Annotated in this window: 12 protein-coding genes and 2 pseudogenes; all 14 read right to left on the bottom strand. The window is 65.6% G+C overall.

The window, feature by feature from the left end; translation table 11 throughout:
* Nucleotide 1: 1 nt before the first annotated feature.
* The 14 genes and pseudogenes from QFZ27_RS38230 to QFZ27_RS38165 all read right to left on the bottom strand — a co-directional run bounded on the left by QFZ27_RS38230 (nt 2) and on the right by QFZ27_RS38165 (nt 15,260).
* Nucleotides 2–1,288: a lipase family protein gene (locus tag QFZ27_RS38230; protein ID WP_429232181.1), complete on the bottom strand. Its 1,287-nt coding sequence runs from the start codon at nt 1,286–1,288 to the stop codon at nt 2–4.
* Between the two features lie 329 nt (nt 1,289–1,617).
* Entirely contained in the window at nt 1,618–2,877 is a 1,260-nt protein-coding gene (locus QFZ27_RS38225; RefSeq protein ID WP_429232180.1) for a lipase family protein, read from the bottom strand.
* 201 nt (nt 2,878–3,078) lie between these two features.
* Nucleotides 3,079–3,741, bottom strand: coding sequence for a ribulose-phosphate 3-epimerase (gene rpe / locus QFZ27_RS38220; RefSeq protein WP_429232179.1), 663 nt, complete (start codon nt 3,739–3,741; stop codon nt 3,079–3,081).
* Nucleotides 3,738–4,664 carry a CbbX protein gene (cbbX, locus tag QFZ27_RS38215; protein WP_429232178.1) on the bottom strand — a complete coding sequence of 309 codons (927 nt, stop codon included), beginning with the start codon at nt 4,662–4,664 and terminating at the stop codon, nt 3,738–3,740. Before cbbX ends, rpe begins: the two co-directional genes overlap by 4 nt.
* A gap of 155 nt (nt 4,665–4,819) precedes the next feature.
* Nucleotides 4,820–5,221 carry a ribulose bisphosphate carboxylase small subunit gene (locus tag QFZ27_RS38210; RefSeq protein ID WP_429232177.1) on the bottom strand — a complete coding sequence of 134 codons (402 nt, stop codon included), beginning with the start codon at nt 5,219–5,221 and terminating at the stop codon, nt 4,820–4,822.
* Nucleotides 5,222–5,234: 13 nt separating this feature from the next.
* Nucleotides 5,235–6,653: pseudogene (locus QFZ27_RS38205) on the bottom strand (form I ribulose bisphosphate carboxylase large subunit); the annotation flags it as partial.
* 77 nt (nt 6,654–6,730) lie between these two features.
* A pseudogene (fba, locus tag QFZ27_RS38200) lies at nt 6,731–7,811 on the bottom strand (class II fructose-bisphosphate aldolase).
* A gap of 167 nt (nt 7,812–7,978) precedes the next feature.
* Nucleotides 7,979–8,926, bottom strand: a complete 948-nt coding sequence (locus QFZ27_RS38195) for a phosphoribulokinase (protein WP_429232176.1) — start codon at nt 8,924–8,926, stop codon at nt 7,979–7,981.
* A gap of 379 nt (nt 8,927–9,305) precedes the next feature.
* Nucleotides 9,306–10,292, bottom strand: coding sequence for a class II fructose-bisphosphatase (gene glpX, locus QFZ27_RS38190; RefSeq protein WP_429232175.1), 987 nt, complete (start codon nt 10,290–10,292; stop codon nt 9,306–9,308).
* Nucleotides 10,293–10,480: 188 nt separating this feature from the next.
* Nucleotides 10,481–11,095 (bottom strand): PIN domain-containing protein, encoded by a 615-nt coding sequence (locus tag QFZ27_RS38185; protein ID WP_488168139.1) that lies wholly within the window; start codon nt 11,093–11,095, stop codon nt 10,481–10,483.
* Nucleotides 11,070–12,251 (bottom strand): ImmA/IrrE family metallo-endopeptidase, encoded by a 1,182-nt coding sequence (locus tag QFZ27_RS38180; protein WP_429232173.1) that lies wholly within the window; start codon nt 12,249–12,251, stop codon nt 11,070–11,072. The genes QFZ27_RS38185 and QFZ27_RS38180 overlap by 26 nt, the downstream gene beginning before the upstream one ends.
* On the bottom strand, nt 12,248–13,621 hold the full coding sequence (locus QFZ27_RS38175; protein ID WP_429232172.1) for a 7-cyano-7-deazaguanine synthase: 1,374 nt from the start codon (nt 13,619–13,621) through the stop codon (nt 12,248–12,250). Before QFZ27_RS38175 ends, QFZ27_RS38180 begins: the two co-directional genes overlap by 4 nt.
* Nucleotides 13,618–14,178, bottom strand: coding sequence for a hypothetical protein (locus QFZ27_RS38170; RefSeq protein ID WP_429232171.1), 561 nt, complete (start codon nt 14,176–14,178; stop codon nt 13,618–13,620). The genes QFZ27_RS38175 and QFZ27_RS38170 overlap by 4 nt, the downstream gene beginning before the upstream one ends.
* A gap of 113 nt (nt 14,179–14,291) precedes the next feature.
* On the bottom strand, nt 14,292–15,260 hold the full coding sequence (locus QFZ27_RS38165; RefSeq protein WP_429232170.1) for a hypothetical protein: 969 nt from the start codon (nt 15,258–15,260) through the stop codon (nt 14,292–14,294).
* Between the last annotated feature and the right edge of the window lie 19 nt (nt 15,261–15,279).

Below are 15,279 nucleotides of genomic sequence, written 5' to 3'. Positions count from 1 at the left end.
CCTAGAAAGTGAAGGTGAACTTGTCGCCCGAACCGGCCGCCGAGGTGCCGAACATGTTGGTCACCCGGATGTCGACCGCGCCGAAACCGAGGGGCGCCACGGCGGTGATGCTGGTCCCGCCGGGGGCCACGGTCTGCGACGCCGCCGCGAAGCCGCCGAAATCCACCACGCAGTCGGAGGTGAAGGTCGAGCCCGACGCCGGCAGGATCGTCACCTTGGTGCCCCAGTTGCCGCTGGTCGGGCTGACCGAGGCGACGGCGGGGACGGCCGGCGGCGGGACCTGCGGGGCGTTCAGCAGCCGCAGATAGGTGTCGCTCCAATGCTGGTACCCGACCTGCTCCAGGAACTGCTGTACCGGTGCGGTTGCGGGGGCGGTATAGCTTTCCAGGAACTGCAGCGGCGACTCGTTGTTCAGCGGCGGTTGCCGGGTCGGCTGGACATAGGTGTTGCCGTTGGTCAGGGCGGCGGCGGCGACCAGCAGGACGCCGATGTCGTTCGTCAGATCCGCGGTCGGGCCAGGCCCCGGCGGGTTGTCGTTCGGCCCGGGATAGAAGGGCTGATGGATCAACGGGTCCAAGGGCAGCTTCCAAAGCGTCGCCCAGGCGTTCGGCACCAGATCGTATTTGTTGTAGGTGCAGACGGCATTCGGGAACTGCTGGTCGAACCAGTCGGCGAAGACTTTGTCGCCCGATGTCGGGGCGGCGAAGGTGTAGGGCTGGATGCTTGCGATCGGCAGCTTGCCGGCCGAGACCTGGTGCTGCAGGTACAGCGCGACCGTGGTTGCCATCGCCCCGCCCAGGCTGTGGCCGACGACATAGAGCGTGTGGGGCTTCAGCTTCGCAAGCTGCTGCTGCAGGTCGGTGCCCGCGGTGATTTCCTTGAACGCCTCCATCGCACCCTTGGAGATTTTGGGTTGCCGCTCGGTGGGCGGTTTGCCGCCGGAGAAGAAGTCGTGCAACTGCCCGACCTGAAGGTCCTCCAACTGGTCCATCAGGTCGCCCATCTGGGTGCCGCGCAGCACCAGCGCGTAGACCGAGTTGCCGTCGCGGTCGTTCGGCCCCTGCGCGATATAGGCCAGGTTGGCGTCGTCCTCGGTCAGCCCGACCCAGGTCACGCTCCACTGGCCCTGGGTGGCCAGGGCGGTGTCTTGCAGCTGGGCGGCGATGCCCTGTTTGATCCGGGCGGCGTGCTGGTCCCGCGCCTCCCCCGAAGGCCGCGGATCGGCCCCGTCCGAGGCCAGCGCCGCCAGGGTCATCATGATCTTCGTGGTGGTGGAATAGTCTGGCATCACGGCAATCCTTTTGTTCAAACGCGCCAACAAAAAAGGAAAAATACTTCTGAATTTCTAGATGCATCTGGGCGAGTACTGGCGCGGATACCGCCGACGCCAGTAGGAAGCAGTTCTCAAAAAAATGCAACCGCGTTGTCGTGACAATCGGGCGACGAGGGATGGGCGCGGTCATCGGGCACTACTCCGGATGGCGGCGACGTCGGCGACGCTGTCGATCAGGGTGCCGTCGAGGTCGAGCACCACCGCGTGGGGCAGAGCCGGGCTCGTGGCTCGGCCTTCCGCCCCAGGCCGGGTCCGCCGCACCGGACCCGGCCGCATGCGGGGGGCTAGTAGCCCTGGTATGTGAACTGGTCGCTGAAACTGTCCATGGTCAGGTTCGGATAGACCGGCACCGCGGGGGAGGTGCCGAACTTGTTGGTCACCCGGATATCGACGGTGCCGACCCCCGGCGGCGCCACCACGGAGATGCTGGAGCCGTCGTCGGCGACGGTGCAGGGCACCGCGACGATGCCGAAATCGACCACGCTGCCCGGCTCGAAGATCATGCCGACGGGTGGTGTGATCGTCACCGGGGTGCCGGCAACCCCGATCGGCGGACTGATCGAGGCGACGACCGGCGCCTTCGCTGTCGGGCTCGGCGCGCCCAGCAGCGCCAGATAGGTGGTGTTGGCGTGCTGGAACCCGACCTGCACCTCGAATTCCTGCATGGAGGTGAGGTTCGCGGGATAGGCCCATTGCAGCACCGGCACGTCGCTCACGTTCAGCCAGGGCTGTTGCTGGGTCGGCTGGACGTAGAGATTGCCGTTGGTGCCGTCGGCGATGGAGCTGATCACCAGGCCGATGGCGTTGTGCTTCTCCATCGTCGGACCCGGTCCCTTCGGGCTCGAAAACAACCCCGGGTAGTACAGCTGCTGTCCGTTGCCGGAGTTCGCCGGCATCGACGCCAGCGTCTGCCAGGCGTTCGGCACCAGGTCGTAGGCGTTGATGACGCAGACGGCCCAGGAGAACTGGCTGTTGAACGCGGTGGCGAAGGCCTGATCGCCGGCGGTCGGCGCCGCAAAGGTATACGGGTAGATGTTGGTGTAGTCGACGATGCCGGTGTTGGCGATGTACAGGCTCATCGTGGTGGCCATGGCGCCGCCCAGGCTGTGGCCGACCACGTACAGGGTCAGGATCGGGCTGCACTCCTGCAGTGCCTGGATCAGGCCAGTGCCCATGACGATGTCGGTGAAGGCCTGCATCGCGCCCTGCGAGATGTTGCCGGCCGCGCCGCCGAGGAAGGGCAGCATCAGGCCGACCTGCATGTCCTCCGCCGTGTCGATCGGCGAGCCGCCGACCGTGCCGCGCAGCACCAGCGCATAGACCGGGCCGCTGCCGTTGTCCGGGCCCTGGGCGATATAGGCCAGGTTGGCGCGGCTGGCCGTCTGCCCGACCCATTTCAGGGTCCAGGCGCCGCCGGTGGCCAGCTCCTTCATCTTCAGCAGGGCGGTGATGCCGTGGCCGATCCGGGCCGTGTGCTCCTTCAGGGGTTCGCTGGAGGGGCGTTCGGTTGCGCCAGTCGCCGCAAAGGCGGCGAGGGTCATCATGACCTGAGTATCGGAATATGTCGTGCTCATGGCTGATGCCTTTCGGATAGAGGCCAATCGATCCATGGAAATGCTGGAGTTCAGCCAGGGCACGATACGCGCGGGTGCTCGCGGATCCCGTCACGGATGCATCACCGATTGCCGTTTTTCTGCCTCCTTCCGGCGAAAGATTGGAGTGAATGGGAAGGGCCATTGTGCGCCTCACCGGGCCGAAGCGCCGCGGCGGATGGCGGCGATGTTGGCCTCATAGGCGGCGGGGCCGCCGCGGAACACGGCGGAGCCGGCGACCAGCGTGTCCGCCCCGGCCGCGGCCACCACCGCAGCCGTCTCCGGCGTCACCCCGCCATCAACCTCGAGGCGGATCGGCCGGTCGCCGATCATGGCGCGGATCCGGCGGATCTTCTCGGCCATGGCCGGGATGAAGGCCTGGCCGCCGAAGCCGGGATTGACCGTCATCACCAGGATCAGGTCCAGCCGGTCCAGCACGTGGGCGACGGCGTCCGCCGGCGTCGCCGGGCACAGCGCCACCCCGGCCTGCTTGCCCAAGCTGCGGATGTGCTGCAGCGACCGGTCGAGATGCGGCCCGGCCTCGGCATGCACGGTGATGACGTCGGCCCCCGCCTTGGCGAAGGCGTCGAGATACGGGTCGGCCGGGGCGATCATCAGGTGGACGTCGAACACCCGGTCGCTGTGCGGCCGCAGTGCCTTCACCACATCCGGCCCGATCGTCAGGTTGGGCACGAAATGCCCGTCCATCACGTCGATATGGATCCAGTCGGCGCCGGCCGCGACGATGGCGCGCACCTCCTCGCCCAGCCGGGCGAAGTCGGCAGAGAGGATCGAAGGAGCGATCACGACACTCACAGCTTGGCCTCCACTTCCGGCGGCTCGGCCGAGAACACGCGGCTGGCGCGGATGTCGGCCTCGGCCAGGGTGACGAAATCCTCGACCGTCAGCTCGGGCGGCATCTCCCGCACCAGCCGGTTGGCCTGGCGCAGCCGGGCGCGGTCCAGCGCGTTGCGGATCGACCGGCCATTGGCGAAATGCGGCAGCCGGATGCGGCGGGCGACATAGTCGCGGAACGCGGCCAGCGCCTCCGGGCTGAAGCGGTAGTTCTGCCGCGCCAGCATGCCCTCGCCGATCGTGATCAGCTCTTCTTCGGCGAAGTCCGGGAACTCGACATGATGGGCGATGCGCGAGCGGAAGCCGGGGTTGCTGCTGAAGAACTTCTCCATCCGGTCGCCATAGCCGGCGACGATCACCACCAGGTCCTCGCGCTGGTTCTCCATCACCTGCAGCAGGATCTCGATCGCCTCCTGGCCGTAGTCGCGCTCGTTCTCCGGCCGGTACAGGTAATAGGCCTCGTCGATGAACAGCACCCCGCCCATCGCCCGCTTCAGGATCTCCTTGGTCTTCGGCGCGGTGTGGCCGATGTACTGGCCGACCAGGTCGTCGCGGGTCACCGAGACCAGGTGCCCGCGCCGGACATAGCCGAGCCGGTGCAGGATATCGGCCATGCGCATGGCGACGGTGGTCTTGCCGGTGCCGGGGTTGCCGGTGAAGCTCATATGCAGGGTCGGCGCCTCGGCGCCGAGGCCGAGCCGGCGGCGGATGCGCTCGACCAGCAGCAGGGCGGCGATCTCGCGGATCCGGGTCTTCACCGGCACCAGCCCGACCAGGTCGCGGTCCAGCGCCTCGAACACCTCGTCGATCCGGGTCTCGGCGAATTCCTGGGCGAGGTCGATGCGGGTGTCGGCCGGCGGCAGGGCCAGGGCGGCTTCGGTCATGGCGGGCCTCTTCGGGTTTCTTGAAGTCGCTGACCCGCATTCCCCCTCCTGTCATTGCCGGGCTTGACCCGGCAATCCAGTGGGCGTCGACAGCCTCTGGATGCCCGGGTCAAGCCCGGGCATGACAGAAAGAGAAAGCGGGAAAAGGAGCGGGCCTAGGAAGCCGGCCCCGCCACCAGCCGTGTCGTATACCGGATGCTCCGCCCCTCGACCTCCTGGCGCTCCAGGTGGAAGCGGGCCTCCTCCGCCGGCCGGTTCACCAGGAAGGAGATCCGCAGCGACTCCCAGCCCGGCGTGGCATCGAAGCCGGAGATGCGGATGTAGCGGTCGCCATAGGCCTTGCGGCACGACGCCAGCTCGGTCATCACCGCGGCGGCGTCGCGGATGTCGAACATCGGCAGGTCCCACATCTCCCAATAGGTGTTGCGGGGGTGCGGGTCGTCGGTGAACTCGATGTTCACCGCCCAGCCATTGTCGATGCAGTACTGCACCTGGTCGGTGATCTGCCGGTCGGTCAGGTCTGGCAGGAACGAGAAGCATCCCTGGGTGATGCGCATGGTGGCGGCCTCCTCAGCTGGCGGCGGTGACGGCGGGCACGAAGTCCGGCGTGTCGGTCGAGGCGTAGTCGAAGGTGACGTCCTTCCAGACGTCCAGCGCCTGGCGCAGCGGCTGGCAGTGCCGGGCAGCGTCGACCAGGATCTGCGGCCCCTCGACCTTGGTGTCGCGGCCCTCGTTGCGGGCCAGGATCATGGCCTCCAGCGCCACGCGGTTGGCCTGGGCGCCGGCCTGGATGCCCATCGGGTGGCCGATGGTGCCGCCGCCGAACTGCAGCACCGTGTCCTCGCCCAGATAGTCCAGCAGCTGGTGCATCTGCCCGGCATGGATGCCGCCGGACGCCACCGGCATCACCTTGCGCAGGGACGCCCAGTCCTGGTCGAAGAACACGCCGTTCTCCAGCGTCGCCGGCACATGGTCCTCGCGCAGGATGTCGTAGAAGCCTCGCGTCGTGTTCGGGTCGCCCTCCAGCTTGCCGACCACGGTGCCGGCATGGATGTGGTCGACGCCCGCCAGGCGCATCCACTTCGCGATCACCCGGAACGACACGCCATGCGTCTTCTGCCTTGTGTAGGTGCCGTGGCCGGCGCGGTGCAGATGCAGGATCATGTCGTTGCGCCGCGCCCATTTCGACATCGACTGGATCGCGGTGTAGCCGATCACCAGGTCGATCATGACGATGACGCTGCCGAGCGACTTGGCGAACTCCGCCCGCTCGTACATGTCCTCCATGGTCCCGGCGGTGACGTTGAGGTAGGTGCCCTTGACCTCGCCGGTCAGCGCCTGGGCCCGGTTCACCGCCTCCATGCAGTACAGGAACCGGTCGCGCCAGTGCATGAAGGGCTGCGAGTTGATGTTCTCGTCGTCCTTGGTGAAGTCGAGCCCGCCCTTCAGCGCCTCGTACACCACCCGGCCGTAGTTGCGGCCGGACAGGCCCAGCTTCGGCTTCACCGTGGCGCCCAGCAGGGGCCGGCCGAACTTGTCCAGCCGCTCGCGCTCGACCACGATCCCGGTCGGCGGCCCGTCGAAGGTCTTCACATAGGCGACCGGCAGCCGCATGTCCTCGAGCCGCAGCGCCTTCAAGGGCTTGAAGCCGAAGACATTGCCGATGATCGACGCGGTCAGGTTGGCGATCGACCCCGGCTCGAACAGGTCGAGGTCATAGGCGATATAGGCGAAGTACTGGCCCGGCTGGTTCGGCACCGGGTCGACCCGGTAGGCCTTGGCCCGGTACTTCTCGCAGGCGGTCAGCCGGTCGGTCCAGACTACGGTCCAGGTGGCGGTCGAGCTCTCGCCCGCCACCGCCGCCGCCGCCTCGATCGGGTCGACATTGTCCTGCGGCGTGATCCGGAACAGCGCCAGGACATCGGTGTCCTTCGGCACGTAGTCGGGCTCCCAATAGCCCATCTTCCGGTATTCCATCACCCCGGCCTTGTAGCGGTCCTTGCCGGTGACGGTGCCGCTCTTGGCGTCCAGTGTCGTGACGTTCGTGCTCATGACGCTCTCCTCTCTCAGGCTGCGGCGCCGATGGCGATGCGCGGGTCCAGCGCGCCGGACCGGTAGCGTTTCGCCATCTCGGGCAGGGGCAGTGGGGTGATCTTCGCGGCCTGGCCGGCGGTGCCGAACTGCTCGTAGCGCTCGCGGCACAGCGCCTCCAGCGCCGCCATCGACGGCTGCAGGAACTTGCGCGGGTTCGAACTCGCCGCGCTTCTCCACCGCCACGCGGCGGATCTCGGCGGCCATGGCCAGGCGGCAATCGGTGTCGATGTTGACCTTGCGCACGCCGTAGCGGATGCCGCGCTGGATCTCCTCGACCGGCACGCCCCAGGTCTTCGGCATCTCGCCGCCGAACCGGTTGAACTGCTCCTGCAGCGCCTCGGGGACGGAGGAGGAGCCGTGCATCACCAGGTGGATCTCCGGCAGCCGCTCATGGATCGCCTGGACCACGTGCATGGCCAGGATCTCGCCGTCCGGCCGGCGCGAGAATTTGTAGGCGCCGTGCGAGGTGCCCATGGCGATGGCCAGGGCATCGACCCGGGTCTCTCGGACGAAGGCCACCGCCTGGTCCGGGTCGGTCAGCAGCTGGTCGTGGCCCAAGGCACCCTCGGCGCCGTGCCCGTCCTCGGCCTCGCCCTGCCCGGTCTCCAGGCTGCCGAGCACGCCGAGCTCGCCCTCCACCGACACGCCGACGGCATGGGCCGTGGCCGCCACCCGGCGGGTGATCCCGACATTGTAGTCATAGCTGGCCGGGGTCTTGGCGTCGGCCTCCAGCGATCCGTCCATCATCACGCTGGTGAAGCCGTGCTGGATGGCGGACAGGCAGGTGCCGTCGTCGTTGCCGTGGTCCTGGTGCAGGCAGATCGGGATGGCGGGATGCATCGCCTCCGCCGCCTCCACCATCTTCGCCAGCATCAGGTCGCCGGCATAGGACCGGGCGCCGCGGCTGGCCTGCAGGATCACCGGCGCGTCGGCCTTCTGCGCCGCGGCCATGATCGCCAGGATCTGCTCCATGTTGTTGATGTTGAAGGCGGGCACGCCGTAGCCATGCTCGGCGGCGTGGTCCAGAAGCTGTCGCAGCGTGATGCGGGCCATCGGGGGCTCCTTGGGTTCAGTCGAAGCGCGGGCTCGGTTTCCGGGCCTTCACCGTCATTGCGAGCGCAGCGAAGCAATCCATCGGGCAGCAAGAGCGGAGGCATGGATTGCTTCGTCGGCTTCGCCTCCTCGCAATGACGGTGGAGGTGAGGGCTCTCATCACACCCTCACACCGCGTGCACGCCCTGGGCGGCCTTGACCATGTGGAAGGCGACCAGGAGCTGGGTGAGGGCGAGGGGGTGGCTGATGCTGCGGCCGGCGGCGCCGTCGTAGCGGCCGAGGCTGTCGCGCAGGTGGCTGGCCTCGGGGATGTGCTCCCAGAGATACTCCTCCACCCGCTCGGCCCGGCGGTCGGAGATCGAGCCGCGGATGTCCAGCACGTCGACCGGCTTGCCCTCGTCGCGGGTCAGTTCGAAGCCGACGCTGCCGTCGCCCACCGCCTCGATCAGCCGGGAAAAATTCGGATGCGGCAGGGTCGGGCGCAGGATATGGGCGACATCCAGCCGATGGTCGGTCTCCGGCGCCCCGGCCTGGGAGTTGGCGCCGGGCGGCCGCTGGAAGCGGATGACGATGTCGGCGAACAGCCGCTGCGGCCGGATGAAGGTCGGGCTGTCGTACTCCCGCTTCTTCAGCGATTCCAGCACCTGCTCGGCGGTGTAGCCGCGCTTGCTGGTGTCGCGGTGCACCTTCCAGCGCACCCGCAGCTCCTCCTCCGGGTCGAGGTAGATCTTGACGTCGTAGCAGTCGCGCATCGCCCGGGTGGCGTAGCCCAGCAGCCCTTCCGCGACCACGAACTCCTTCGGCTCGATGTATTCCGGCCGGTCCAGCGTGCCCTGGTCGTGGTTGTAGATCGGCTTCAGGATCGGCTGGCCCTGGCGCAGCAGGTGCAGGTGCTGCTCCAGGATGTCGACATAGTTGCCGGCGGGGTCCAGCGCCGAGACCCCGTTGCTGGCCCGCTCGCGCCGGTCGTAGCGGTGATAGTCGTCGGTGCAGATCAGGGTGCAGCGCTGCGGCCCCAGGATCTCGGCGATGCCGCGCGACAGGGTGGTCTTGCCGGCCGCGCTGTCACCGACGATCCCGAGGATGATGGGCCGGTCGAAGGAGGGCTTGGACATTCTGGTCTCCCATCTCGGGTCGTGATCGGCGAGCCTCGGGCGCGGCTCGGAAGGGTTGCGGCTCCAGCTCCGGCCCGCGGGGTCCGGCTCGCCCCCTCCCTCGGGGGGAGGAATGAGGGAGGGGGCTGCCTCCGCCCTGGGTGTCGTCGCGGCAGTGGGCGGAGGGGTCTGAGTGGGCAGTGGGGCCGTCGTGCTCATGCGCGACCCCAGCGCCGTAGGTTGCCTCTCCCGCTTGCGGGAGAGGTCGGAGACGCGAAGCGGCTCCGGGTGAGGGTTCTTTGTCGAGGCCTGGGCCGGCCCTCACCCGGTCTCGCTGCGCGAGCCCGACCTCTCCCGCAAGCGGGAGAGGCAATCCGAGCCCGGCGGGCCAGGTGCGCGCTCACCGCCCCGCCTCCTGGGGCGCGGGCGTCTCCACATACGTCGTCAGCACCTGCCAGCGCCGGTCCGGCGCGGTCAGCATCAGCGACTGGGTGCGGGTGCTCGTGCCCCGCCGCGACACGCCCTCGAACAGCAGGCCGGTGGTGATGCCGGTGGCGGCGAACCAGACCTTGTCGCTGCGCACCAGCTCCTCCACCCCCCACCAGCGGCGGGTGTCGAGGCCGGCCTGGGCCACGGCGGCGCGCTCATGCTCCAGCTGCGGGTCGATGCGGCCCAGGAACTCGCCGCCGAGTGCCCGGATGGCGCAGGCCGCCAGCACCCCTTCGGGCGTACCGCCGGTGCCCATCAGCGCGTCCACCCCGCCGCCGGGCATGGCGGCGACGATGGCGCCGGCCACGTCGCCGGCGGGGTACAGGGCGACGCGGGCCCCGGCGGCGTGGATCTCCTCCACCAGCCGGCGGTGGCGCGGCTTCTCCAGCACATAGATCGACAGTTCGGAGACGGGCTTGCCCAGCGCCTCGGCCAGCACCTTGAGCTTGTCGCGGGTCGGCGCCAGCGGGTCGATCCGGCCCTTCACCGCCGGCGGTCCGGCGAATTTCTCCATGTAGAAGGCGGGGCCGGGGTCGAACATGGCGCCCTGCGGCGTCATGGCGACCGCCGCCAGCGCATTGGTCTGGCCGTTGGCCAAGTGGCTGGTGCCGTCGACGGGATCGACCGCGATGTCGACCGCCAGGCTGCTCTCGGCGCCGCGGCCCAGCCGCTCGCCCTTGTACAGCTGCGGTGCCTCGTCCTTCTCGCCCTCGCCGATGACCACGTACCCGTCTATGTCGAGATGGTTGAGGACGGTGCGCATGGCGTCGACCGCGGCGGCGTCGCCCTCGTCCTTGCGGCCGCGTCCGATCCAGTCGAAGGCGGCGCGGGCGGCGGCTTCGGTGACGCGGCGCAGCGCGTAGATGAAGCCGTCCTCGGCAATCGCTGCACCGGTCATGCGCATCTCCACCCGATATCCGCACTCCGGCCGGGGCCGGGTGCGGGGCAGGGAGTCTGTCGCTCCCCAGGACGATCAGGATCGGGGAGGGGACAGCGGACCGGAACGCCCACCCGGGTGGGCGGGCGCGATCTTACGGGTGGGGCGGGACCTGCCCGGATGGGTGGGGAGGAAAACCGCCGGAGCGCTCAGGAGCCTCTACGATGGGCTGCCGGGAGGCTCGTACAGGCTTTTGCTCGCTCTGGGCCGATCAATCGTAGGACTTCGGCGAGGTGGTGCTCCGGAATCCTCATGCGGGCCGACACGAGCGCGCGATGCAATGAGTCACAGACAATCTCGAGTCCTAAAGTTTCGATCACCTCGGTAGATAACAGTAAATCGACCGTTGTTCGTAGATTCAAATGAGGAAATTTCCGTGCCGCGATTATTGTCGCTTTACGTTCATCGATGACAGCGATACATCCGCAGCTATTTGCAACAACCAATGTATCTGCTTCGCCATCGTCCAGAGTTTCGACAGCTTTTCCTGCGATCAATCCAAGAAAGAGATCGTCGTCCTCGGGGCGGTGTCTCATCACGTCGACAAGCCCAAGGTGTATTAATGCAATCACCTCGTCGGCTGTTTGTCGGCCCTTGGTACGCCCTTTCTCGAGTTCCCCAAGCGCAACATCGGTTATCACGAATCTCTTCCTGATAGCGCGCAAATGCTCTGCGGCTCGGCCGGTGGCGACAAGGTTGATCCAGACGCTAGCGTCGGCAACAAGAATGTCGGTTGTGTCAGGTACGTAGCGTCGGGGCCGCATCTGTCATCGGGCCTTCTGCATCATATACGTCCAGTAACTCCCGAACTTCGACACGATCAAGATGGAGCAAACGTGATATCTGCCCCTCGCTCAGGAGATTTCGTCGCCACGCCTCACTGGCTAGGAGATTAAGGCGTATTGAGATAAGCCTATTGGCATCCAGCTGCTCTCGGTCATTGATCACTTCACCGCCTAGTACTTGGCGAACTTGTTCTTCGGTAATTCCGCCATAATTTGCAAACCAGTCCCACGTCCCAATTTTTGTGAGCCGAAGTTCCTCCAGCCGTCGTGCGATAGCTTCACGCGATACGCCAAAAGAATGTGCCAGAACGATAACATGTCGACGCGTTAATTGAGTAGCGCCTGCGGTAATGTCGCGGAATTTGGCCATAACGGCACGCGCTGGTGTCAAGAATGCGCGAGCGAATGCGTTAGCATACCGCTCATCCCGGTTAGCTTCAGGGGAGCCTTCATAAAGTGCATCGGGCTCACGTCTGGTGGAGACGAGGTGTCCCAGTTCATGAGCTGCGGTCTGCGCGCGACGATCGCGGGGGTGGGCCGCATTGAGCAGAATGCATGCGCCTATATTTTCATCGAAGGCGTAGAGTCCCGAGACTTTGGGTGGCAGACGCCGAACGAACACACGTGCTCCAACCTGTAGCTCGAGGAGCGATGTCATATCGTGCACCGGCGCCAATCCGAGGCCAAGCCACTGGCGCAGTTCAAATGCATCCTGTTCGGCTTGAATCAGAACGTCGCCAGGAAGAAGGGGGCGCTCTGGTGGATCGTTCCGGGTTCGTTGAATTCCGAGGAGATTTTCAAGTTCGACTTCCGCTTGTACCAAGCCGGTGAGCAACGCTGCTGCGTTCTCGATAGCTTCGTCAGCTTCTATAGTTTTGCGAAACCGTGGCCTCAAATCCACTTGAACGGCCTCGCGACGGAGAAGTGCGTTTAGCGAAGTGCCGTAGAGCGCTGCAAGCTTCTGCAGTTCGTCGAGGCGTGGCCGCCGCTGACCTTGCTCTATAGCAATTAAAGTCGTACGAGCAAAATCCAATGCGGCTGCTGCGGTCGCCTGTGTGACTTTGGCGGCTTCACGAGCAAGTCGTAGTCGTTCACCAACCTCGATCGGATCGAGCGCGTCAGATCCACTCGTCATGGCAGCACAGATGCGAGCTGTGTGACGAAGGACTTAGGGCCGAGCATGCGGAGAAAGTCGCACCACTCGCGACGATGACACTCCAACATATGAATCAACTTCGCTTCCGCCTCATGCACGTCTTCACCAAGCGCCCGAGCCGTCTCTCTTGCCACCTGACGCAGGCGTCGGGCATGGAGTGGGGACCCGGGAAGTGCCGCGAGGTGGTCCAGATGTAGGACGCCAGCGATCGCGTACTGCTCAAGGCGGGAAGTGTACAGCTTAAAATCTGCAGCAGCGCCGTCACGTATCTCCCGAGCTGTGAGATCCTCCCATACGTACATATCCTGCGATTCCGGCTGACCGGCGGCATGCATGCTCATTCGCCGCAAGAGGCAGGCTGCACAGATTCCGCATTGTCTGCGTCGTCCAGCAATGCCGGTTTGGCGAGACTGCTGCCAGCACGACCGCGTGTCGTGCCAAGTTGGCTTTGATGGAAGAGCCGAGGCCTCGCCAATCGTCTCGCCCTTGGTCTTCCATATGCGGGGAAATTCGTAATGTACGCTAGATCCCATCAGTTCGGTAAAAAGTTGCTCCATTTTTTTGGTAAATGTTGGGTGAACTCGATAATCTGGATAAGAATGTCCAGTACAGGCCAGAATGGGCCCTAACGATCCTTGGCCACTCTCGGTAACAATTATCCTATTAACTTTAGCGAGATGTGCGGCAATACCTGTTATGATCGAAAACTTGAAGCCGCGAGAGCGGGCGCTAGATTCTCGTCTAAGATGCTTTGCAACGTTTACCTCATAGGGGACGGTTGTAAACCGCACTCGGCGAGACTTTCGGTCAACTCCTTTAGATCCAAGCCGCACGCGTACGAGGCCGCCACGCTCCTGATACTGGACAATTTCGGCTACGGCTTTTGAATCTATGCCGTCGCTATACGGCATAATCGTACGATCAGTTGGTGTGATGGACAGAGAGGGGTCGCGAACTGAATCCATTTCAGAGATGCGTTTGACAAACGTGAATGACCAGTTATCGCCCGTCAAAAGATGCAGTGCATCCTCCAGCGCTGATTTAACGGGTGTCGCGCGCCATGTACTGGGGTCGTGGACTGCTACACGAACGTCGAAGGTGCGAGCCCATCCCAAGGCAGGACGGCGTTTGACGACGTCACAGTATTCAGCTGCAGCCGCGACCACAAGAAGATCGACCAACTTAGTTTGCCATTCGGCAAAAAAATAGGCCTTAAGGCCCGCAATCGACATCTCAAGATTACGTCCTATAACGGCTATGGCTGCGCCAGGTCGAGCGCGAACACCCGGCTCAATGGCATCGAGGAGAAATTTATTTGTCGGATCCGCAGCGTATTTTTGATCAGTCACAGCATGACTCCGTCATCCAGGCCATCGTTCTTAGGGGCCTGTACGGTCGCTCTGCTACTGTTGTCCAGAATTTGGCGAGCAAGTGTTTGCAAGGAAACGTTTGGAAGAGCAGTTTCCAGGCGTTCTCTTACTTTGGCCGCCCGACCCTTAGCTCCTTCCCGTACGACGTGTTCCTCGATTTGTCGAAACGCACTAAGGATTCTAGTTTCTAGGGCTCCTTCGATAGCAAGGATCATTGCTTCTGGCCCGCTCAAACCGTCGGCCAGAGCATCCAATGCACAATCAATAAAGGAGGCATCCATTGGAGAGTTACTGCGGGCACGAAGCACCTGAACATCCGAGGCAGTTTGGTCCGGAAAGAGAGCGGCTTCGCCGCACAAGGTGCGATCCAACGCCCTGACAAGCGTTGGAGTCACTTCATTGCGCCAATCGCTGCTGAGCGCAGGGGCTATCCCTTCGGAAATTTCTCTGCTGCTGGAAGCAGGATTGTAGGCACTCCAAAGCAGGGCCTTCCAGTTCGCCCGCATCGGCAATGTCTTGTGAGGGCCATCGCTCATGTCCGACCTCCATGTCAGGAAGGTCGCACAATCCAGCTGACAATGTCAAATTCAAAGAGGGGGGGACCTGACATTGTCAGATCATGAAGCTTGGCTGAGGACGTAAGCCTCCCTCACTCCCTCTCATACGCCGGCACATCAAACTCCCCGAGCCCGATCGCCCGAAACCCCTCCCGCCGGCTCCAGTCCAAATGGCCGCCCAGGCGCTCGACCAGGGCGGCGGCGTCGGTCTGCGGCAGGTTGACGGCGGCCAGGGCCTGGGCCGTCGCCCGGAGCCAGAGCACGGGCGTGACGCCGATATGGCCCGAGCCGCGGTCCAAGAGGTCGGCCTGCATCACCACCTCGATCTCCTCGACCGGCAGGGCGGCCAGGCATTCCGCCGCCACCCGCACCGCGGCCGAGCAGATGGTGTCGCGGTGCAGCTCCAGCATCCGGCCCTGCGCCAGCGGCTTGACCGAGGCCTTGCCCGATTGCAGCAGCGTCACCGACCGGTCCGGCAGGTCCTCCAGGTCCAGCCCGTCGATCATGGCGACGATCCGCCCGCCCGCGACGAAGACGAGGTCCAGCCCCTCGACCGAGAAGGGCAGGTCGCCCAGCCGGGTGAAGCGGCCCAGCGCGTCGGCCACCGCCGCCGGGTCGCGCGCCACCAGCCGCCGGGCGAAATCGATCTCGGCCCGGCGCGCCTCGGCCTGCTGCCGCCGCGCCTGGAATTCCGCCTCGTCGCGAACCCGCGCATCCTCCACCGCCGCGGTCAGCTCGACCTGGCGCCGCTGGCCCCCGCCGAAGGTGCGGGCGAACCAGCCGGGGCGGTACGCCTCCTGCTGCCGCCGCGCCGCCGCCTCCTGCGCCGCGGACCGCTCGGGCTCGGCCGGCGGCGGCGCCGCGACCAGGGCGTGCCAGTCGCGGCGCGGCAGCTGGACCCGGTGGGCGCCGGTCAGGGCCTCGATCAGCCGGTCGTATTCCTCGGCGGCGGATGAAGCGGCCTCCAGCGCCGCCTGCTGCTGCGCCGCCTTCTCATAGGCCAGACGCCGGCGCTCCGCGCGCTCGTCCTCGCGGCGCACCGCCCGGATGCTGCTCGTCATTCCCCCTCCCCGAACCGAC

The sequence above is a fragment of the Inquilinus ginsengisoli genome, from assembly GCF_050434925.1.
In the GTDB taxonomy this organism is placed as follows: domain Bacteria; phylum Pseudomonadota; class Alphaproteobacteria; order DSM-16000; family Inquilinaceae; genus Inquilinus; species Inquilinus ginsengisoli_B.
This window is presented reverse-complemented; position numbering and strand designations above follow the sequence as displayed.

Bases quoted from the DNA above. Each gene is read 5' to 3' on its own strand.
- QFZ27_RS38230 (WP_429232181.1), bottom strand. From the start codon at position 1,288: ATGCCAGACTATTCCACCACCACGAAGATCATGATGACCCTGGCGGCG.
- QFZ27_RS38225 (WP_429232180.1), bottom strand. From the start codon at position 2,877: ATGATGACCCTCGCCGCCTTTGCGGCGACTGGCGCAACCGAACGCCCC.
- cbbX (WP_429232178.1), bottom strand. From the start codon at position 4,664: ATGACCGAAGCCGCCCTGGCCCTGCCGCCGGCCGACACCCGCATCGAC.
- QFZ27_RS38210 (WP_429232177.1), bottom strand. From the start codon at position 5,221: ATGCGCATCACCCAGGGATGCTTCTCGTTCCTGCCAGACCTGACCGAC.
- QFZ27_RS38195 (WP_429232176.1), bottom strand. From the start codon at position 8,926: ATGTCCAAGCCCTCCTTCGACCGGCCCATCATCCTCGGGATCGTCGGT.
- glpX (WP_429232175.1), bottom strand. From the start codon at position 10,292: ATGACCGGTGCAGCGATTGCCGAGGACGGCTTCATCTACGCGCTGCGC.
- QFZ27_RS38185 (WP_488168139.1), bottom strand. From the start codon at position 11,095: ATGCGGCCCCGACGCTACGTACCTGACACAACCGACATTCTTGTTGCC.
- QFZ27_RS38180 (WP_429232173.1), bottom strand. From the start codon at position 12,251: ATGACGAGTGGATCTGACGCGCTCGATCCGATCGAGGTTGGTGAACGA.
- QFZ27_RS38170 (WP_429232171.1), bottom strand. From the start codon at position 14,178: ATGAGCGATGGCCCTCACAAGACATTGCCGATGCGGGCGAACTGGAAG.
- QFZ27_RS38165 (WP_429232170.1), bottom strand. From the start codon at position 15,260: ATGACGAGCAGCATCCGGGCGGTGCGCCGCGAGGACGAGCGCGCGGAG.